Annotated in this window: 16 protein-coding genes, 3 tRNA genes and 1 pseudogene; 9 read left to right on the forward strand and 11 right to left on the reverse strand. The window is 46.2% G+C overall.

The features are described 5' to 3' along the window. Window positions 1-90: 90 nt before the first annotated feature. The 4 genes from HMPREF9447_RS04890 to HMPREF9447_RS04905 form a co-directional block, all read right to left on the reverse strand. Window positions 91-1755 carry a putative transporter gene (locus tag HMPREF9447_RS04890; RefSeq protein ID WP_009128622.1) on the reverse strand — a complete coding sequence of 555 codons (1665 nt, stop codon included), beginning with the start codon at window positions 1753-1755 and terminating at the stop codon, window positions 91-93. Window positions 1756-1868: 113 nt separating this feature from the next. Further along, window positions 1869-1941 (reverse strand) — tRNA-Lys (locus HMPREF9447_RS04895). Window positions 1942-1961: 20 nt separating this feature from the next. Continuing rightward, a tRNA-Glu gene (locus HMPREF9447_RS04900) sits at window positions 1962-2033 on the reverse strand. A gap of 9 nt (window positions 2034-2042) precedes the next feature. Beyond that, window positions 2043-2129: transfer RNA gene (locus HMPREF9447_RS04905), tRNA-Ser, on the reverse strand. A 441-nt stretch (window positions 2130-2570) separates the two neighbouring features. Between HMPREF9447_RS04905 and HMPREF9447_RS04910 the strand changes: the two genes are divergently transcribed. The 4 genes from HMPREF9447_RS04910 (at window position 2571) to HMPREF9447_RS04925 (ending at window position 5983) form a co-directional block, all read left to right on the forward strand. After that, window positions 2571-3911, forward strand: a complete 1341-nt coding sequence (locus HMPREF9447_RS04910; RefSeq protein WP_009128624.1) for an MATE family efflux transporter — start codon at window positions 2571-2573, stop codon at window positions 3909-3911. Between the two features lie 172 nt (window positions 3912-4083). Next, window positions 4084-4668 (forward strand): Crp/Fnr family transcriptional regulator, encoded by a 585-nt coding sequence (locus tag HMPREF9447_RS04915; RefSeq protein WP_009128626.1) that lies wholly within the window; start codon window positions 4084-4086, stop codon window positions 4666-4668. Between the two features lie 245 nt (window positions 4669-4913). Beyond that, window positions 4914-5546, forward strand: a complete 633-nt coding sequence (locus HMPREF9447_RS04920) for a YiiX/YebB-like N1pC/P60 family cysteine hydrolase (protein WP_009128628.1) — start codon at window positions 4914-4916, stop codon at window positions 5544-5546. Between the two features lie 29 nt (window positions 5547-5575). Beyond that, a complete protein-coding gene (locus tag HMPREF9447_RS04925; RefSeq protein WP_009128629.1) occupies window positions 5576-5983 on the forward strand; it encodes a DUF4878 domain-containing protein in 408 nt (135 codons plus the stop codon). An 80-nt stretch (window positions 5984-6063) separates the two neighbouring features. Here HMPREF9447_RS04925 and HMPREF9447_RS04930 read toward each other — a convergent pair whose 3' ends face one another. The 6 genes from HMPREF9447_RS04930 to HMPREF9447_RS04955 all read right to left on the reverse strand — a co-directional run bounded on the left by HMPREF9447_RS04930 (window position 6064) and on the right by HMPREF9447_RS04955 (window position 14658). Further along, the gene (locus tag HMPREF9447_RS04930; RefSeq protein ID WP_009128631.1) at window positions 6064-6825 is read right to left on the reverse strand and encodes a creatininase family protein; all 762 of its coding nucleotides are present in this window, start codon (window positions 6823-6825) and stop codon (window positions 6064-6066) included. 115 nt (window positions 6826-6940) lie between these two features. Next, window positions 6941-7813: a helix-turn-helix domain-containing protein gene (locus tag HMPREF9447_RS04935; RefSeq protein WP_009128633.1), complete on the reverse strand. Its 873-nt coding sequence runs from the start codon at window positions 7811-7813 to the stop codon at window positions 6941-6943. Window positions 7814-7999: 186 nt separating this feature from the next. Then, window positions 8000-10321 carry a TonB-dependent receptor gene (locus HMPREF9447_RS04940; RefSeq protein ID WP_009128635.1) on the reverse strand — a complete coding sequence of 774 codons (2322 nt, stop codon included), beginning with the start codon at window positions 10319-10321 and terminating at the stop codon, window positions 8000-8002. Window positions 10322-10583: 262 nt separating this feature from the next. Further along, the gene (locus HMPREF9447_RS04945; protein WP_009128637.1) at window positions 10584-10925 is read right to left on the reverse strand and encodes a hypothetical protein; all 342 of its coding nucleotides are present in this window, start codon (window positions 10923-10925) and stop codon (window positions 10584-10586) included. 43 nt (window positions 10926-10968) lie between these two features. Further along, on the reverse strand, window positions 10969-12714 hold the full coding sequence (locus tag HMPREF9447_RS04950) for a bifunctional metallophosphatase/5'-nucleotidase (RefSeq protein WP_009128639.1): 1746 nt from the start codon (window positions 12712-12714) through the stop codon (window positions 10969-10971). A gap of 9 nt (window positions 12715-12723) precedes the next feature. After that, complete coding sequence (locus HMPREF9447_RS04955) at window positions 12724-14658, reverse strand: sensor histidine kinase (RefSeq protein WP_009128640.1); 1935 nt, start codon at window positions 14656-14658, stop codon at window positions 12724-12726. Window positions 14659-15424: 766 nt separating this feature from the next. Here HMPREF9447_RS04955 and HMPREF9447_RS04965 point away from each other — a divergent pair. Both HMPREF9447_RS04965 and HMPREF9447_RS04975 read left to right on the forward strand, forming a co-directional pair. Next, entirely contained in the window at window positions 15425-16045 is a 621-nt protein-coding gene (locus HMPREF9447_RS04965; protein ID WP_009128643.1) for a BT4734/BF3469 family protein, read from the forward strand. A gap of 15 nt (window positions 16046-16060) precedes the next feature. Next, window positions 16061-17867 (forward strand): annotated as a pseudogene (locus HMPREF9447_RS04975) (DUF3987 domain-containing protein). A gap of 170 nt (window positions 17868-18037) precedes the next feature. Here the strand turns inward: HMPREF9447_RS04975 and HMPREF9447_RS04980 are convergent. Beyond that, window positions 18038-18256, reverse strand: a complete 219-nt coding sequence (locus HMPREF9447_RS04980; RefSeq protein ID WP_009128648.1) for a DUF4248 domain-containing protein — start codon at window positions 18254-18256, stop codon at window positions 18038-18040. Between the two features lie 217 nt (window positions 18257-18473). Here HMPREF9447_RS04980 and HMPREF9447_RS04985 point away from each other — a divergent pair, with 217 nt between their 5' ends. The 3 genes from HMPREF9447_RS04985 (at window position 18474) to HMPREF9447_RS27615 (ending at window position 19557) form a co-directional block, all read left to right on the forward strand. Then, the gene (locus HMPREF9447_RS04985; RefSeq protein WP_009128650.1) at window positions 18474-18962 is read left to right on the forward strand and encodes an HU family DNA-binding protein; all 489 of its coding nucleotides are present in this window, start codon (window positions 18474-18476) and stop codon (window positions 18960-18962) included. Window positions 18963-19033: 71 nt separating this feature from the next. Beyond that, on the forward strand, window positions 19034-19141 hold the full coding sequence (locus HMPREF9447_RS28380; protein ID WP_009128652.1) for a smalltalk protein: 108 nt from the start codon (window positions 19034-19036) through the stop codon (window positions 19139-19141). A gap of 2 nt (window positions 19142-19143) precedes the next feature. After that, window positions 19144-19557, forward strand: a complete 414-nt coding sequence (locus HMPREF9447_RS27615) for an N-acetylmuramoyl-L-alanine amidase (RefSeq protein ID WP_009128654.1) — start codon at window positions 19144-19146, stop codon at window positions 19555-19557. Window positions 19558-19856: the final 299 nt, after the last annotated feature.

Genomic DNA, 19856 nt, shown 5'->3' on the forward strand with positions numbered 1-19856 from the left:
TAACGCTCAATGCTCTGCTTTGGGTTCTTAAACCTCTACTTTACGTTCTCAAACCTCAACTCTACGCTCTCAAACCTCAACTCTAAGTTCTCAACTTAAGAAGAACATCAGTAACACCTGTGCGATAATCACCCGCAGGAACATGCACAACGGATAAACCGTGGCATAAGAAACTGAGGGGTTATCACCGGGAATGGTATCATTGACGTAATTCAGTGCCATCGGATTCGCCATACTTCCGCACAGCATCCCGGCCACCGAACCGAAATCTATCTTCATCCAACGGAAAGCGATAATTCCCATTATCAGTACTGGGAGCACAGTCAGCGCGCAACCTATCCCTATCCACAACAACCCTTCCGGACGGAACACCGTGTCGAAGAAATGGGCACCCGCATCCAGTCCCAGACAAGCCAGATAGAGAGACAAACCCAAGGCACGAAGCATCAGGTTCGCACTACGCGTCGTATAAGTCACCATGTGCATCCTCGGGCCGAAAGTGCCGATAAGGATACCTACAATAATCGGGCCTCCTGCCAGTCCCAGCTTCACCGGTGTACTGACTCCGGGGATAGCGATAGGTATAGCTCCCAATGCAAGACCGAGGACGATACCAACGAATACGGCCACCAGATTGGGTTCTTTCAGGCTCTTCACGGCATTTCCCAGCACTTTTTCCACATTTTGTACGGCAGCCGCCTCACCTATTACCGTCAGTCGGTCGCCCAACTGCAAGGTAAGTTCCGCCGTGGCCAGCAGCAACACTCCGCTACGGTATACGCGACTGATATTGATGCCATAATGGTTGCGCAGGTGAAGGGAGCCGAGCTTCTTTCCGTTCAGTTCCGGACGTGTCACCACGATACGCTGCGAAATCAACTGGCTGTCGATAGCATTCCAGTCGATATCTTCCTTATTCCAGTCAGTGTTTTCCTGTTCGCCGAACAACACAGTCAGTGCAGGCACATTCCTTTCGGAAGTGATGACCAACAGGCGGTCATTTTCTTTAATCACCTTCTCGGAAGTAGGAATACTCACATTCCCATCCCGCCACAAACGGGATATAACGAATTTAGGATAGCTCAGTTGTGCTATATCCTTCACGCTCATATTGAAGATTGCCGGATTGTGCACCTGAAATGCAACGATATACGGCTTATTCACATTGTCTTTCTCTTTGACTTCCAAATCTTCCTTACGCACCAGCATTTTGCGTATCAGCAGAATGCCGAGGATTACTCCCACTACGCCCAGCGGATATGCCACCGCACATCCCAGAGCCGGAGTATTCGCTTCAATGCCCATCTGTTTCAGGGTTTGTTGTGCAGCACCCAGCGCAGGTGTATTGGTTGTAGCACCACAAAGGATACCCACCATGTCCGGCAAGGAGACTCCCAGCCCATAGCTGCCCAGCAACGTCATCACCGTACCAATCAGCACCACGCCGACCGCCAGCATATTCAGTTGCACACCACCCATCCTGAAGGAGCTGAAAAAGCCCGGACCGACCTGCAATCCCAGTGCATACACAAATATCACCAGACCGAAACTTTCGGCATAATTCAGCATCTGCGGGTCGATGGACAACCCGAAATGCCCGGCAAGGATACCTGCGAAGAACACAAATGTCACTCCCAACGATATGCCGCAGATATGTATCTTCCCCAGTCCCAAACCAATAGCGGATATTAGCGAGAGCACCACAACCGCCTGCAGAGCGGAATGTTCAACGAATAAACTGTATAACCAATCCAAAGTATTTACGTTTTACTGATTTCGGAGTGCAAAGATAGGAAGTATTTCCCGGAGATAAGGAATAATTGCACAAAAAAAGCGGTCACCGTTTCTTGGTAACCGCTTATACTTTGTACACCCTCAGGGACTCGAACCCTGGACCCATTGATTAAGAGTCAATTGCTCTACCAGCTGAGCTAAGAGTGCATTGTATTCTTTATTGACCGTAGTGGATACGAGAATCGAACTCGTATTACATGCGTGAGAGGCATGTGTCCTAACCGTTAGACGAATCCACCGGCTGTTTGCGGAAGCGGGGGGATTCGAACCCCCGGTACAGTTACCCGTACGTCAGTTTAGCAAACTGGTGGTTTCAGCCACTCACCCACACTTCCTTAAACCTGCATTGTTTCTCAAATGCGGTGCAAATGTATGGGAAACTTTTGGACTATGCAAATCTTTCCATCATATTTTTTTCTGACTTTTTTCACGAAAAGGTGTAACAGGCTAAAAGTCAAAAGATAATAGGAGCAAAAAATATTCAGGTATTAGATTTTAGGGCTGAACTTAGGACTGAATCACTATATATTAAGCACTTTGCGCGATAAGTAGTTAGTAGTTAGTAGTTAGTAGTTAGTAGTTAGTAGTTAGTAGTTAGTAGTTAGTAGTTAGTAGAATAGTCCTATTAATAAAGGCTGTTATAATTCGGAGTATCTCCTACTAACTACTAGCTACTTTACTACTACCTACTTTATTTGACCCACATCAATTCCCCCTTCCTCCACTTTCCGTACCTTTGCGCGATTTTTTATCACCGAGGTTCAAACACATACGAAATGATACATCAGGAAAGCTTAAAAAAGCGGCTTGCAAAGCTCGCTGCTCCCATCTTTATAGAAACCTTGCTCATCATGATGCTGGGCGCGGTAGATACTATTATGCTAAGTCGACACTCCGACAGTAGTGTTGCCGCAGTGGGAGTAGTCAACCAGATTATCATGCTCACATTCCTCGTGTTCGAAGTCATTAACCTTGGCACTTCCGTGCTCTGTTCGCAATACCTCGGTGCACGCTTGCAAAAGAAAGTGGTGCAGGTAGTAGGCGTTTCGCTGGTGGTAAACGTCATAGTCGGCGTTTCCGTCAGTCTTTTCCTCTTCTCCCTTGCCGGACCTATCCTCCGCCTCATGGGACTGACTCCGGAACTAATGACAGATGGCATGGACTATATGCGTATCGTAGGCGCCTTCGCTTTTTTCCAAGCCCTCTCCCTCACCCTTTCCGCCTCTCTGCGCAGTGCCAACAAGGCCATTTACCCGATGCTGGTAACCGTTGTCGTCAATATCCTTAATATCATAGGCAACTATTCCCTCATCTTCGGCCGCTTCGGTTTCCCCGAACTGGGCGTGGAAGGAGCTGCCATCTCCACCGCTTTCAGCCGTGGTGTTTCTATGATTCTCCTGTTCATCATCCTGTTCCGCAAACATATCCACCGCTTCCCACTTGCTTATTTCCGCCCGTTCCCGTGGATAGAGCTAAAAAACCTGATGAAGATAGGACTCCCCTCTGCCGGAGAACAACTCTCTTACAGTTCTTCACAAGTAGTGATTACTTTCTTCATCAACATGCTCGGAGTTGAGGCGCTCGCCACCCGCACCTATTGCGTCAACATCATCATGTTCGCCTACCTGTTCAGCATCTCCATGGCGCAAGGTGGTGCCATCTGCATCGGACACCTCATCGGAGAAAAGAAACCACATGCCGCCTTCCTGATGGGCAAGTATGTGATGAAGAAATCCGTAATGATTACTGTCATCCTGTCCACCGTTCTCGCCGTCTTCGGAAACACCATCTTCCATTGGCTGACTTCTAATGAAGAAATTATCCGGTTGGGCACCACCATCCTCATTATCGATGTCGTTCTCGAAATCGGACGTCCCATCAACATCTTCGCCACTAATGCCCTGCGTGCCGCCGGAGATGTCACTTATCCCTTCTACGTCGGCCTGATAGTGCAGTGGAGCATTGCCGTTGGTCTGGGATACATCTTTGGTATTCCGCTGGAATGGGGCATTTGCGGCATGTGGGTTGCCTTCCTGCTGGACGAGAATATCCGGGGGGCTATCTTCGTGCGCCGTTGGTATAGCATGAAGTGGACGAAGAAGGGGTTTATTAAGTGATTAGCGATGAGTGATTAGCGATGAGTGATTAGCGTTGAGTGATGAGTGATTAGCAGGCTGCGCAATGCTTATCACTTATCACTAACCACTAATCACTAACTAACTTTTGATTTAAATCAAATCTTTTATACCTTTGTGCCCGGAAACGAGTTACAAATACCAGCGAACAATTATGGATATACTATTAAGAGAAACAGTCAATGCCACTGTTAACTCCCGTTATCCGGGCATGGCACCTGAAGGTAGAAAACTGATAGAAGAAATTCTGGTCCGCAAAGAGCTGGAAAAGGGCGAACTCCTATTCAAAGAAGGACAAGTCTGTCATCATATAGCCTTTGTGGGCAAAGGCCTGATGCGTCAGTTTTATTACAAAAACGGCAAAGACGTCACCGAACATTTTTCCTACGAAGGTTGTATTATTATCTGCATCGAGAGCACCCTGAAGCAGGAACCTACCCGCCTGATGGCAGAGGCACTGGAACCTTGCACAGTCTACCTCCTCCCCTACGACAAATTCATGAGATTGACTGAAATCTCCTGGGAAATCAATATGTTCTATCGCAAGATACTGGAGTATTCGCTCATAGTATCCCAGGTAAAGGCTGACTCCTGGCGGTTTGAAACAGCACGCGAACGCTACAATATGCTGATGCACACCCACCCGGAAGTCATCAAGCGGGCACCACTGTCACATATCGCATCGTATTTACTGATGACACCCGAAACCCTCAGCCGCGTACGCGCGGGGATATTGTAGAAAATACGATATGAAATTGTAGTTTTTGATTTATATCAAATCAACTTCCCTAAGAACTCTCTAACTTTGCAGCGTCAAAAAAGAAATAGATTTGGTTTTTTATAAGGAAAGAGATTAGTTTTTAGGGTATAAATTAAAAAAGAGGTAACAACTGAATAAAGGTTGTTGCCTCTTTTTTCGTTTACACCACAAAAAAACATTTAAAATACATGTAACCGTGCAAATAAAGTTATATATTTGTATTGATGGAGAGGAAGACACAGGTATCCATACTGAAAATAATGTTGATACTCGCACTTACACTGGCCGGATGCCAGGCAAGTTCTGACAAAGAAACACCATCGGCGCAACTGCCACAAGCATTGCTCCGGGATGGAGACATCGCTTTCAGGAGAGGAACAGGAATTGCCAGCAGAGTGGTATTGGCGGCCGATCGGGAAGGAAGTTATTCGCATACCGGTATCCTCAAGAAGAAGAAAGGGCAATGGTACGTGATACATGCCGTACCCGGTGAACCAGACTTCAAGGATGACCCTGACCGTGTAAAGATGGAACCCATAGAGACATTTTTCAAGAAAAGAAAAGTCGTTAATGGAGCCATCATGCGTGTACAAGAGGATTCCATAGCTGCATGCCGGGCGGCGATTCATGCTGAACGTCTTTATGATGCACATGTGCTATTCGACCATGATTATGACCTGGCAGATACCACCAAAATGTATTGCACGGAATTTATCGATTTCGTGTACAAAAAAGAAGGAATAGATTTACCTGAAGGACGTATCAGCCACGTCAATATTCCGGGATTCAGAGGAGATTATCTCCTACCTAATGATATTGCACAGAGCAAGCGCCTCTGTTTGATATACTATTTTTAAATACACATTAATCATTTAAAAAAAAGCGTATGAAAAAAGTATTTTATTTTAGTCTGATGGTAATGACTATATTCGTGATGGCAGCTTGCTCCTCACCAAGTGGTCCGGGAGATGCGATGAAGAAGTACTGCAACGATCTTGTCAAAGGCAACTATGAGAAGTTTGTAGACGGTATTGCTTTAGGCGAAAACATAACAGGCGATGAACTGCAAAAGCAAAAGGACGGGCTTGTTGCCATGATGAGGGATAAAGTTTCCAAAGAATATGAAAAAATGGGCGGGCTAAAAAGCATAGATATCCTGTCAGAAGAAATTTCGGAGGATGGAAACACAGCAACCGTAAAGATAAAACAAACCTACGGAAACGGAGAAACGCAAGAAGGTACACAATCGATGGTGAAAAGAGATGGCAAATGGCTAATGTCAATAGATAAGTAAGCTTTTCATCTCAGTATAAGCAACCGGGCGGTTCGGCCAGGAAATAAGTTTCCAGTCAGGCCGCCCGGCTTTTATTTCATTTAATAGAGTTCGTTCTGTCCGACTTCTGTGAAAAGTTTGGCAAGCTTCTCTATCACCGGCTTCACATAGCGCTCACCTTTCTCGGCCGAAGCTTTCTTAGGATTCCCTACCCCACTATCCACAGTAGCTTTATCCCAATGGCGCGGTGCCCATCCCACCTTTTCGTTCAGAGAAGGAATGGCAAAAGGTCTGGAATCTCCGTCTCCCGCTTCATTCAGGTTTACCAGCTCCGGGTGATAATACATCATCACGGACGTTTCCTGCTCACCGGCATGGTCGTCTATCTCCGCTTCGAAATATCCTTTAGTGGGAACAAGGCTGAACCAGTCAGAAGCAATAATCATAAAATCGGGATAGGTAAAGGCAAGGTCGCGTATCATGCCTTTAAAGTTATTGCCACCATGTCCGCTAATAATAATCAGCTTGCGTATTCCCTGGGCATAGAGGGAGGCAACGATATCCTCCAGAATGGCCTGCTGGGTGGAGTAACGGGTATGTATACAGAAAGGAAGTTCACGTTGTCCGGGATTGTGTGCACCAAAGCCTACAGGTGGCATCACCATACAACGGACACCGGAACGTTCCAGTGCCACTGTGGCGGCATCCACGGCAATGTCATGGGGCAAAATACAATCAGTGAGATACGGAAGATGCAGATTATGGGGCTCCGTTGCCCCCCAAGGCAGTATGACAACATCATACTTCACGTCTTTCACTTTTCCATAACAGGAAACAGTAAGGTCAATTTCTCTTTTTTCCATGTTTTATTTATTTTGGGGGATGTATTTAAATATTAACTATTAATTATTAGGTATTAAGGCTGCGCTATCACACTGCAAAATTAATATTTAATAGTTAATAATTAATAGTTAACGCTTATTGCTTGCGGTATTCTTTCGGAGACATTCCGGTGTGGTGCTTAAAATATTTGCCAAAGAAGGATTGATTGGCAAAGTGAAGTTCATCGGATATTTCCTGAATACTCATCTCAGAAGACTTCAGCAGAGCTTTGGCTTCCAAAATCACAAGGCTGTCTATCCATTCTCCGGCTGTCTTTCCACTGACTTCTTTTACGGCAGTAGAGAGATGTTTAGCAGTCAGGAACATCTTATCGGCATAATAGGCAACGCTGCGTTCCATCTTATACGATTCGGAGATGGCACGGATGAAACGCTCGAAAAGATCTTCTTTCCGGGTTTTGGTCTTCCTCACTGCCGGCTCATTTCCCTGATAGATGCCATATATTTCATAGAACAGAGAAAGTATCAATCCTTGCGTAATTTCTTTACGGAACGGATTATCTTTCAATTTCACTTTCTTCTGGAGGAAAGAATAATATTCCTGCACAGCTTCCATTTCTTCCGGCTTGAGGCGAACACAGGGTTGCTCCTTAATCATAAAAAACAAAGGGAACAACTGTTGCACCGTGGGGAGCACATCATCAATGAACTGCCCGGAAACCACAATGAAAACACCGGTAAAGTCGTCCGAACGTTCCACTTGCTGCAAAATCTGTTCGGGCAGGGTGACTACAAGCACGCCTTCGGTAAGTTCATGTTCTTTCAGGTTGATGCGTATCCGGCAGTGACCTTTCAGGCAAAGCGTCAAGCAAGATGCATTCAGACGCGTAGGGTAACCGAACAAAGGGATGTCCCCTATATTATCGAATATGGCAAAATCATTTCCTATAAAATCCATTGCCGGAAAACGGCGAATAGTTGCGATGTCTACGTTCTTTATATTTTTCATCTCCCTTTCTTATTTCTGCGGCAAACATAAGCAATATTTCCCTGAAAACCGTCCGAATTATCCTAAAAAAAGAAAAAGGGAACATTTGCCATAAGAAAGGGCTCATGAAAATATGCTCTTGCAATAATTTCATAAGCCCTTGCAATAAAATTACAAGCCCTTGCAATATTAAATTTAGACCTTAAACTAATTCATTATCTTGAAACCGATAAAGAAGGTACGAGGTTGTGTCGGCCCGTAAAAGTAACCGGAATCGCGGAACTCACCTTTATCGAGGTCTTTCTGGAAACTGTTGAAGATGTTCTGCACGCCGGCATTGAGCTGCAACTTGATGTGATCGTGCAAAACAAAGGTATAATTGAGTTTCAGGTTGAGGTCGAAGAAGTCGGGAGTATTCTCCATACGGTCTTTCGTGATGTTACAGAAAGCTCCCTCCGGCGCATCTACCGGTGCGTAGTGCGGAACAATCATCTTGCCGGTATAGATGCCGGACAAAGAGAAGTCGAAGTTCTTCAACGGTGCGGAAGAAAAGGTGAAATAACCGTAGTAATCCGGAGTACGCATCATGCGCTTGGTGGTCAGTTCTTCATCATCTACTTCTGTCCAGACTTCCGCTTCCGTATAGCGGCTACGTTGTGCAGTGAACCCCAACTGAAACTGTGAATCTTTGCCATGAGCTATTTTTGCATCCAGATTAACACCGTATACACGTGCACCATTACCATTACGACGCTCTTTAATCTTGTCTCCATTCTCATCTTTTCCGATGTCTTCCAATACAAATACGTGGCGCAGATCAGTATAGAAACCTTCCAACAAGATATTTGCCTGCCAATGTCCCAGATGCGTACTCCAGTCCACAGAGCCGCTGTAACTGTTGGAACGCTCCTCGCGCAGGTTGTCAGCCAGTTTAATCTGAACACCTTCGCCACCCACAGCCGTCACGTGCAAATCTTCATCATAAGCTTGCGGCGCACGGAACCCGGTGGAGTACGTCAGACGTGCCTGAAAATCCTCAGTAGGTTTGTAAAGGAAATTGATACGGGGACTAAAGATTAACTTATCAATCAGGTTATGCTTGTCCAAACGGGCACCTACCAACATAGTTAACTGACGCATTTTCCATTCATTTTGAACAAAGGCACTGGCTATACGTACATCTTGTTTCATATCGCGATGATAACCGGTCATGACATCATGCAAAGAGTTATTCTGGTATTCCAGACCACCGGTGAAGGTGGCCGGAGCGAAGAGGCAATTATTCATATTGCCGACATACATGCCACCGGCAACCCAGGTCAGATCATCGGTCTTGCCATAAGCATTCATATCTTGCTGGGCACCATAATAGCTGTTTCTGTCTGTGTGTTGAATAGAACCATAGAGAGAAATCTTATGCTTATACTCACGCCAGAACAGGTCGTAGCTGGCACCACCACTGTTGATGATGTGCTTGGTCTGCTCTGTAATGTCAGATTCATGGGGCTGAAGGTCAAACTTATTACCGCCACGGCGAAACTCATTGGTGGTGTGATACTCCAGATTGATGCGGCTGAAATGCGTAGGACGGTAGTAAGCACGGAAACCGAAAGTATTCATGTTCAGTTTGCCAAGTTCGGAGAAACCATCATCATCGCGGTCATAAGGATTGCGGTTACGATAGCTTTCATATAAGGCAATGCCGTAGGAGTTATCTTTTGCTACCAGAGAGACGTTACCGCCCATATATTGTTCCCATGACTGACCATCCATACAAGAGAACATGCTCGATACCTGAAAGGAGTTGCTGATGGGATCTTTAGTGATAATATTGATAGTGCCGCCCACCGCATTCGCTCCGAACAAGGCAGAACCACCGCCACGCACCACTTCCACCCGTTCTATCATGTTCACAGGCATTTGTTCCAGACCATACACACCGCTAAGAGCGCTGATGATAGGACGGCTGTTAATCAAAATCTGAGAATACGGCCCTTCCAGTCCATTGATACGCACCTGCGGGAAGCCACAGTTCTGGCAGTTATTCTCTACGCGCAGACCGGACTGGTAATTCAGTGTTTTCGCAAGGTCGGTGGAGTTCACCATCTCAAAAAGCTTGGCACTCATCACGTTGACAACTACCGGAGCTTCTTTCCGGCTCACCTCGTTACGGTTGGCAGACACTACCACTTCATCGGTCATAAAGCTCTCTTCAGCCATCGGGAAGTGTACGACTGCGGTGAAATCCTTGCTGACAGTCACTTCTTTTTCTTGTGTTTTATATCCCACAGCCGATACGCGAAGTGTATATTTCCCTGCGGGAAGCTTGCGGAATTCAAACTGACCTTCTTCATTAGAGACTGTTCCCTGACCGTTTTCTTTGATTAATATAGTTGCATAAGGTATGTTTTCTTCGGTTCCTTTCACAATCACGTGACCGGAAATCATGTTGCCTTCCTTTATAGGATTCACGGCATAGAGACTGATGCAAGCCACCGCAAGCACCAGCACAAGTATATATTTTTTCATTAATTTGCGCTCAAAAATGTATTAATTGAAATAATAAGCGAAGCTTTGCAGTAGTTAGTAGTTAGTAGTTAGTAGTTAGTAGTTAGTAGTTAGTAGTTAGTAGTTAGTAGTTAGTAGTTAGTAGTTAGTAGTTAGTAGTTAGTAGAATAGTCCCGTTATAAAAACGGTTATAATCCGGACTATCTTCTACTTACTACTTTACTACTTGCTACTAACTACTAACTACTAACTACTAACTACTTATCGTGCTTCGCACGATAATTTACGCCGCGAGCGCCGGCGGAGCACGAAGAGATATGGTCTGTTTTAACTCTCCCTTCACTAAGGGGGTCAGTCGTTCGGCTTCCAGCACAGCCAGAAGTGCCCTCATAGGATGTAATTCCTGATATACATCAACCTCCGGAGCTTGGAAAGTTGACAAACGACCTATAACGACAAGTTCGGATTTGGAGTGTGTATGCTTACCATGAAAAGGGTGGGAATGCGTAATAATCACTCCATTGACGTAATGAACATGGGTAAATACTGTAATACTTGTCTGATATGCCACAAACAGCACCAACAAGCATACAGCTCCTATGATTCTTTTTACCTCTTTGTTCACGTCTCTACAGTACTATTAAAAATTGCGACTGCAAAGATAGTGATTATTTTTCCACTTTTCCAAACAAGTACTCATAATCGCGCTTAGCGGCCGGCACTGTCCACTCTTCGGGAATAAACTTCCACTGCCCCAACGCATGTGGTTCAATCACACCTTTCTTCTCGATGTATTGCATCAGATAATAGCGCAAATCTTTATCCGTAGAGAACAGAATACGGTCTTTCAATTCATCTTGAGAAATGCCGGCGCCTTTAGTCAATAATTCTCCACCACCGTTACCACGATACGAATTCAATGCCACTCTATACATCTTGTCCATAGAAAAAGGAGTGCCATCGGCCATACTGATAATAGTCACCTTTTCCCTGCTGGGTTTCGTCACATCCACCGTGTAAATGATTCCGGCAGCCGAATCGAAGTTAAAACTAAAGTTCTGGAATGAAGCGCGGTCATTTGCTCCTTCACGGCGTGTCTTACGCAACAACAGCAAATGGTCGTCAGGAGATTTCATCCGGTTTGTCCATAGATCATATGACATTTCCAGAGCATCTTTCACCTCCTTGCCGGACAACTTCATAGTATAGAGCATATTTTCATACTTATACAGATTGAACATATCACTCACAAAGACGTCTCCCTTGCTAATCTCCGTATCGTATGACAGAGGGGCGGAAAGAGATATTTCAGCACCGGTAATTTCGAGTTGCAACGTATGAATCAGGTCGATGAAAGCCGATGAACCAAAGTAGGCGGGACGTGTAGATATCGTCTCGGTGAAGCAACCGATCTTCTTGGACACAAAGTCCTGAACAGCATCGAACTGAGGAGCAAAATGTTTTATGAAATCTTCGCTCACACCATAGTCCTTCGTTTCCGTCAACGCTCCGTGAATCTGTTTATCTATCACTTTTCCATCACGCAGTTTCAAGGTGACATCTGCATTTGCCACAACAATTCCCTTACTTGCCGGGTCCATAATCAATACAGAGTCTCCCGCTATGTTTTTAATCTTTTTCAATTCACGGGCATGGTCGTGTCCCATCAATACAATATCGAATCCGGGGACATTGCGAGCCACTTCCACAGAAGCATTCTCACGATATTTGCCTCCCATCAACAGTGCATCCTGTCCGGCATGGAAAATACCGATCACCAAGTCAGGCTTCTCTTGTTCGCGGATAATCTTCATCCATTTGCGGGCAGTTTCCTCCATGTCGTCAAAGCGCAAACCGCTCCATAAATTTTCTGACAGCCACACGGGAATGGCAGGAGTAATCATACCCAGCACCACAATCTTTACGCCGTCACGTTCCAATACTTCATAAGGTTTGAAGTGTGTTTTTCCCGTAGTCGTATCAATGATATTAGCACCCAGAACCGGGAATTTGCAGTCATCCGCCCAACGATCGAATACAGCACGTCCGGTTTCGACATCATGATTACCCATATTGCCGGTGCTGTATCCCATGAAGTTCAGCGTCTCGGCCGCCAGATGCGGAGAAACAGTATCTATATAATTGTAATAATAAGCACAAGGCTGACCTTGCAGGATGTCTCCATTATCCAGAAGCAACAGATTATCCTTATAAACCTCGCGCTCCTTCTGCACAAGAGCATACACACGCGCCAAACTTCCCTCTGCTTCATGACGCAGTATAAAGTCATAAGGGTAATAGTTCCCATGTATATCGCTGGTTTCTATAATTTTCAGCTTAACAATCTTGTCCTGAGCCGACAAGGCTCCTATCAGAAAAAATATACATCCTAAAAAAAAGTAAGCTCTCTTCATAGTAATAAGTTATTTCTTTGGTTGTTCTATATCCAATGGATGCGTAAACATAAATCTGGCTCCATCCGTATACCCCGGATCCACCCAGATTTCTCCTCCCCATTTTTCTACCGTCAGTTTACAGATGGACAAGCCCAATCCTGTGCCCTGAACATACTCATTTAGTTTTTCAAAGCGTTCAAATACAAGCTTCTGCTTCTCCAGCGGAATACCCGTACCTGTATCCGATACCGAGAAAATAGCCACTCTCTTATTCTCATCCACTTCCAGCTTCAAAGTAATCTTACCATTTCTGGTGAACTTATCGGCATTTGAGAGCAAGTTTATAATGACCTGTTGCAAACGCTGCGTATCAGTACGCATATCCATGCTCTCACGGTCACATTCAAAGATAAATTCATTTTCCGATTTACGAGCCTGACTGACGGAAGCCAATACACGTTGGCACAGCGGCACTACATCACAATTTTCAAAAGTAAATGTAACCCGGTCGGCCTCCAGACGTGAAACATCCAATATATCATTAATCAGGCGGAGCAGCAAGTCTGAATTGGTTTTGATAATATCCACATAACCTTGCTGTTCATCTTCCGAGCTTCCCCCCGAAGCCAGTACATCCGAAAAACCAACAATTGCATTCAGTGGAGTACGTATCTCATGACTCATATTGGCAAGGAAAGCACTCTTCAGGCGGCTTGATTCTTCTGCACGATCTTTGGCTTCCCTCAAAGCGCTCTCGGAATCTTCTAGTTCATCTTTTAGCTTCTTAGTGTGGTAGTAGAAGTATAACGAGACAAACAATCCTGTCAACAGCACAACCAAGATAGTGCCCACCGTCCAGATGTGATATTTATATTGCTCATAGAATGACGGAGTTTCATTCACCATTTCTATCGGCTGATGGATAAAAGACAAATCCAACTTCTGTTCTTTCACAATCTTGCTATCCATCATCACTTTATTCGGGATAACTTCTACCTCTACCCTATCACTGTCAGGTCCTTGCAACAAACGGACAGCCTGACGTGCCATATCCTTGCCTAATGGCCGATAAGCAGGATTAATGCCACCCACAGCCCAATAACCGATACCGACAGAAGTAATGGAGAACGTGGGTATATCACCGGCAGCCTCCATCATCGTATAAGTAGCATTCCGCATGAAATATCCGTCATACATATCTACCCGCCATGTACCCAGCAACACAGCCGTATTTGGAGGCAGCTCATGCAACTTGTCACTTATCGTATAAATCGTATTTGTCCGTCCATCCAGCAGAATCAGATTCAGCTCCGGGTGTTTCTTCATTTCTGCCACCACGTGTGCCTGCAAAGAGACACCACCATAGCTATTATCAGAAATAAAAGCCACATTCCTGGTGTCAGGATATAGTTTCTTTATCAGGTTGACGTTGGCTTCCACATCATATTCGTAAACAAAGCCAGCCTTGATTGAAGAATCAGCATAGTTATCAAAAAAGTCTACTGCATCAGGCATCCATGTTTTCAGGTCGACAGAGTCATCCGGAAGAATGATAGCATTGCGGCTTGCCAGTGCAGTCAGCACCGGAATATTTCCCCGAACAGAGTCTTCTTGCGACAAATAGGCCGCCCAGGCTTCTTGACCAATTAATACAAGTAATACGGGAGCACGTTTTCCTTGATATTTATCTAATATCTCCTTCATTTTGGATTTCCACAGAGGAGACTCTGAAAAACTCTTGCAGTTCATATTTTCCAGAGCTATCGGAGCTTTTCCGCCCAGACGCTCAAATTCTTCCATAAAATCGTAGATATTTCCGGAAGTCTGGCGTGCATCCGGGTTATACGAGCTGATAATCAACACCGGGTGTTCTCCAGTTACCGCAAAGGTCGGTGATAGGCCAAAAAGGGATACCAACAGGAAAAGAAGAAAGCTATATGTAATTTTCCTAAATAAGCCCATTTAGTGAATATAGAGGTTTGTTGCTGCAAATATACAACAAAGTTATAAGTATAGAAAACAAAGTAGTTGAATTAAAAAAAAAGACTCTCAATTATTTTTTTATCGCCGCTATCCTTGTCCACTCTTCTTTTTACACTTACCTTCGCAACTCGTAACATATTTTTTCATCACTAATTCTTATATCAATAATATGAATATGATGACAAATAACATTTCAAACAAAGCAGTAAAAAAAAAACTGCAAAAGAGAGTGGAAACAACAGTAAACAATCTACTAAACAAGAAGTTAAAGCAAAGAGAGGACCCAAAACAGGAGCTACGATTACAAAAATAATCGCCCGACGGGACATCATAGAAAAAGCATATTTAATGCTCTACTTTACCAATTGCTTGGATGTATCTCCGGAAAACGGATTGACAACTCTTGCACGTTTCCTATACAAAAGAGAAAAATTTCTAAAGAATAATGGTAAACAGATATCAGTCAGGACAATAAGACATGAATTATCGGACATTGCCAAAGAATGTAACTACAAAAACCCAAGAAGTAACAAGAAATAATAATAACAAAAACAGGTATGAATTAGTGTTGAACAACATGTTGCAAAAGGACCTACCTTTGCCCCCGCATTAGCAAAGATTAAGCCCCATAAGAGAGAAGATGCCGCTTTATCCCCAAAGCAGCATCTTCTTTTTTCAGGTCCGCACATAAACAATTGCTGAAGCAAATAAAATTTAAAAAAATATTCAATTAAGAAACAACGTAATGGAAAACATTTTCAAAATGTCCCTATTCATGCCCCCTATCTCGCCAATAAAGGACCAGGCAACCGGAAAAACCGTGAAATACGCCACGCTGACTCCGCTACGGACCATGAATCTGGATGAAGTATACCAACTTATCACTTCCAATGAAAGACTCACCGCCCTCACCCTCGAAGTACGAAATGCCGCACTCCGGGGGGATGATAAAGCCTGCCGCCTCCTCAAGCAGCAGACACTGCCCTACGTGACTCCCTGCGGAGTCTTCACCCGCCGACGAAGCGACTGTCTGGAGGAAACGTCCGGACTCGTAGTAGTCGACATCGACCATCTGGAATCCACTGAAGAAGCCGAAAAACTACGGCAGCAGTTATTCGACGATCCCTACCTGCATCCCGCATTAGTGTTCATTAGTCCCACCGGACGGGGCGTGAAAGCCTTCGTGCCCTGCGCTCCCCAACAAAGCATCACAGATGCAATCCACTGGGCCATGAGCTACGTACACTGCATATACGACGCCGACCACCAGCAATCGGGAAAAGGAGTCGATACATCGGGAAAAGACATCGTACGCTCCTGCTTCCTCTGCCACGACCTGGGGGCGCTTTTCAGAACAGGCTATTAAATATTAATTGTGAATATGGAACCATTATCTTCATTGCATCTCCTGACCGAAGCCGTCAGGAATGCCGGAGCGGACATCGCTCCCAGCTATCAAGAGTACATACAACTGGCCTTTGCCGTCGCCACCGACTGCGGCGAAGCGGGACGCGCTGACTTTCTGGCCTTGTGCAGCCTCTCACCCAAGTATGACCGGCAGGCGGCCGACAAACTGTTCAGCAACGCCCTGAAGACCGGACGTAATGATGTGCACATCGGCACTGCCTTCCACCTGGCAGAGCTGTGCGGAGTAAAAATCCAGGCTGAAATTTCAGGCCCCGTGGGTACAGTGGGTACAGAAGTTCACCCGCCTTCTGGCACACACACGCACACGCGTAAAAGAGGTGTACCCGCAGGAGAATAATGAATCTCCATGCGAGGAAGACACCTCATCGGGCAGTGCTCCGCTCTCTCCTCTGCCCACATTCGATAAGCACATCCGGTGGCCCTATCCCCTGGAACGCATCATGAGTTGTGCCAGCTCCGATGCCCAGCGCGATATCCTGCTGCTGGGAGCATTCACCACATTGGGCTCCACCATGGGGTGGCACGTCCGGTGCGCATACGGAGGAAAGATGATATCGCCCTGCCTGCAGACTTTCGTTTCGGCCCTATCCGCATCGGGAAAAGGCGTGCTATCGCTGGTGCGCCTGCTGGTGGAACCCTTTCACGATGAAATACGCAAGGAAGCACTCGAAAAAATGGCATGCTACCTACGCGAAAAGGCAAAGTACGACGCACTGGGCAAAGAACGCGCCAAAGCCGAAGTTCCAGTGATGCCGCCCAACAAGATGTTCCTCATCTCAGGCAACAATACAGGAACGGGTATCCTGCAAAATCTGATGGACTCCGACGGTACCGGACTGATATGCGAAAGCGAAGCCGACACCATATCCTCTGCCATCGGCTCGGACTACGGGCATTGGAGCGACACCCTGCGCAAGGCTTTCGACCACGACCGGCTGGCCTACAACCGACGCACCGACCGGGAATACCGGGAAGTGAAAAAGACGTATCTTTCCGTACTCGTATCCGGCACTCCCTCACAAGTGAAGTCCCTGATACCCAGTGCCGAAAACGGACTTTTCTCCCGAAAGATTTTCTACTATATGCCCGCCATACAACACTGGCAAGACCAGTTCGACCGGAACGACCGGGACCTGGAAGAGACCTTCATCCAGATGGGCATGGAATGGAAAGAAAAACTGAAGACCATCTTCATGGGCGGAATTTTCACCCTGCACCTTTCCGACGGTCAGAAGGAGGAGTTCAACCGTTTGTTCTCCCAACTCTTCATGCGTTCCGAGGTGACAAACGGCAACGAAATGTCGGGCAGCATAGCACGTCTGGCCATCAACATCTGCCGCATCATGGAAGTGGTGGCCATGCTGCGCGTGCTCGAAAGTGGGGATATAGCCACTTCGCCCCATCTTTCGCCCGACCCCGGCACTTCTGCCGACAATCTGAAGGACCACATCATCAGTTTATGGAACCTTGCCATCACCGACGAGGATTTCCACGCCGTGCTGTCGATGGCCGAATGCCTGTATCGCCACGCCACCCATATCCTCTCCTTCCTGCCCGCCACCGAAGTGACCCGTCGGAGCAATGCCGACCGGGATGCGCTGATGGAGTGCATGGAAAGGCAATTCACACGGACTGAATTCCTGAAAAAGGCCGAAGAGATGGGCATAAAGCCCGCCACCGCTGCAACCTGGCTGAAACGGATGACGAAAAATGGGCTGGTGGAAAATAAGGATGGAAAAGGCACGTATCAAAAACCTTGATACAACAACGCACGCACGTATATATATAAACGTGCGTGCGCACGTGTGTGTGTGCCAGAAGACGGGTGAACTTGTGTACCCACTGTCCCCATCCCCCCGTTTTTCCTTTGCGCTGCCGGACCTCACATTTACGATGCTCAAGCTCACCTTTACGCCGCTCAACCTTAGGTTTAAGGTTCCCCAAGTGCACCCGCTATCAGGGCCACCTGGGCAGGTGTATACGTGCGCGAACGGGGAGAAAGTCCCATGGCGGACAAATCATCACGCAGGCCGGGATAAAGGTCAATCCAATGTTTCAGCTTACGGAAAGCGGACTCGGGACAGAGATTGGGACAATAGAGCTGGGCAAGTTCAGTACGCCCATAGGTACGGATTTCAAAAGAGTTCATATCTGATATTCATGTGTTACGTTTCATCAAATGTAGCTATAAATCATGACATTATCAAATATACGCATGTAAATAACAGACAAAAACCGACGCTAATCCACCCTTACACTCCGAAAGGGACAAATGCCCCTGCCCCCTGCATTACCTTTGCATCGTTGAGCTCAACATCGTGATTTTTTTAATTTTTAATTATTAATTTTTAATTTGTCTACATCCTATGATTCGTTACAAAAAGTATCAAGTGACGGGCGAAAATAGCCCGTTGAAAGGTCTCTGGTATGCACGTCCCGTGATTGAAGAGACTTTCGACATCGAGAAGCTTGCCAAACACATGTCCAACCACAACACCCCCTACTCGAGCGGTGTCATCAAGGGAGTGCTGACCGACATGGTTTCCTGCACCAAGGAACTGATTCTGGACGGCAAGAATGTGAAAATGGACGACTTGGCCATTTTCTCCGTGGGAATTGTCAGCAAGAAAGGCGCATCGTCTGCCGCCGACTTCACACTGGGCAACAACGTAAAGGGATTGAAGCTCCGGGCCCGTGCCACGGGAGAGTTGAGCAACGCCCAGATTAATCTGGAGGGACAACTGAAGGAGTCTTCCATGTACACTGTGGAAGGTAGTTCGTCCGGCAACACTCCCGGAGGAGGTTCGGGGTCAGGTTCGGGCGAAGGGGGCTTGGAGGAGGACCCGCTGGGATAGAATCCAAAGCCTTTTGATTTACCACCTCTAATTTTTATTTTTTAATTTCAATTTTTAATTCTCAAGCTGTCATGAATGAAGAAAGAAAGTCGAAATCTGTATGGGGCATTGTTCTCAAAGTAATCATCACTGTGGCTACTGCGATTGCAGGGGCTTTAGGGTTAGGCTCCTGTAAGTAGCTATGCGCACGATTACGCTGCTCATTATTCATTGCTCGGCCACGCCTCAGGGCGTGGGCCTGAGCTTTGAGGATTGCCGCCGCGACCACATTCGGCACCGCGGTTTCAGTGACATCGGTTATCATTTCTATGTGACCCGTGACGGTGAGATTCACCGGGGTCGTCCACCGGAGAAAATCGGTGCGCATTGCCTCAATCACAACCGGCACTCCATCGGCATCTGTTATGAGGGCGGGCTGGATGCCAGAGGTCAGCCGGCTGACACTCGCACGCTGGAGCAAAAAGCCTCGCTGCTGGCTCTTCTCCGAGAGTTGAAATGCATCTTTCCACGTGCGCTGATTGTAGGGCATCATGACTTGAATCCGGTGAAACCGTGTCCTTGCTTCAATGCGGAAAGGGAGTATAGGGGGCTGTAAAAGGCTCCCTATTGCAGGGTTATGAATCAAACGGACTATCTTAATTCCCCTCCTCCAGTTGGAGGAGGGGTGCCCAAAGGGCGGGGTGGTAGGTGGGAAAGAATTCCTTAGCCTTGTGATTTATAGGTATTTTATTGTTTCACCTACCACCTCCCCCCGTTGGGGTACTCCTCCTCCCGGGAGGTTGTGTAAAAAGTAAGAATCAAGTGTTCTTTGACATATTGTATAAAAAGGATTTTATATCTTTGCTTTGATAACAATAGGATTAATTTTATGGGCTATATTCAACCTTTTGATCG

Source organism: Bacteroides oleiciplenus YIT 12058, assembly GCF_000315485.1.
Taxonomy (GTDB): domain Bacteria; phylum Bacteroidota; class Bacteroidia; order Bacteroidales; family Bacteroidaceae; genus Bacteroides; species Bacteroides oleiciplenus.

Bases quoted from the DNA above. Each gene is read 5' to 3' on its own strand.
- HMPREF9447_RS04910 (WP_009128624.1), top strand. From the start codon at position 2,571: ATGATACATCAGGAAAGCTTAAAAAAGCGGCTTGCAAAGCTCGCTGCT.
- HMPREF9447_RS04915 (WP_009128626.1), top strand. From the start codon at position 4,084: ATGGATATACTATTAAGAGAAACAGTCAATGCCACTGTTAACTCCCGT.
- HMPREF9447_RS04920 (WP_009128628.1), top strand. From the start codon at position 4,914: ATGGAGAGGAAGACACAGGTATCCATACTGAAAATAATGTTGATACTC.
- HMPREF9447_RS04925 (WP_009128629.1), top strand. From the start codon at position 5,576: ATGAAAAAAGTATTTTATTTTAGTCTGATGGTAATGACTATATTCGTG.
- HMPREF9447_RS04930 (WP_009128631.1), bottom strand. From the start codon at position 6,825: ATGGAAAAAAGAGAAATTGACCTTACTGTTTCCTGTTATGGAAAAGTG.
- HMPREF9447_RS04935 (WP_009128633.1), bottom strand. From the start codon at position 7,813: ATGAAAAATATAAAGAACGTAGACATCGCAACTATTCGCCGTTTTCCG.
- HMPREF9447_RS04940 (WP_009128635.1), bottom strand. From the start codon at position 10,321: ATGAAAAAATATATACTTGTGCTGGTGCTTGCGGTGGCTTGCATCAGT.
- HMPREF9447_RS04950 (WP_009128639.1), bottom strand. From the start codon at position 12,714: ATGAAGAGAGCTTACTTTTTTTTAGGATGTATATTTTTTCTGATAGGA.
- HMPREF9447_RS04955 (WP_009128640.1), bottom strand. From the start codon at position 14,658: ATGGGCTTATTTAGGAAAATTACATATAGCTTTCTTCTTTTCCTGTTG.
- HMPREF9447_RS04965 (WP_009128643.1), top strand. From the start codon at position 15,425: ATGGAAAACATTTTCAAAATGTCCCTATTCATGCCCCCTATCTCGCCA.
- HMPREF9447_RS04980 (WP_009128648.1), bottom strand. From the start codon at position 18,256: ATGAACTCTTTTGAAATCCGTACCTATGGGCGTACTGAACTTGCCCAG.
- HMPREF9447_RS04985 (WP_009128650.1), top strand. From the start codon at position 18,474: ATGATTCGTTACAAAAAGTATCAAGTGACGGGCGAAAATAGCCCGTTG.
- HMPREF9447_RS28380 (WP_009128652.1), top strand. From the start codon at position 19,034: ATGAATGAAGAAAGAAAGTCGAAATCTGTATGGGGCATTGTTCTCAAA.
- HMPREF9447_RS27615 (WP_009128654.1), top strand. From the start codon at position 19,144: ATGCGCACGATTACGCTGCTCATTATTCATTGCTCGGCCACGCCTCAG.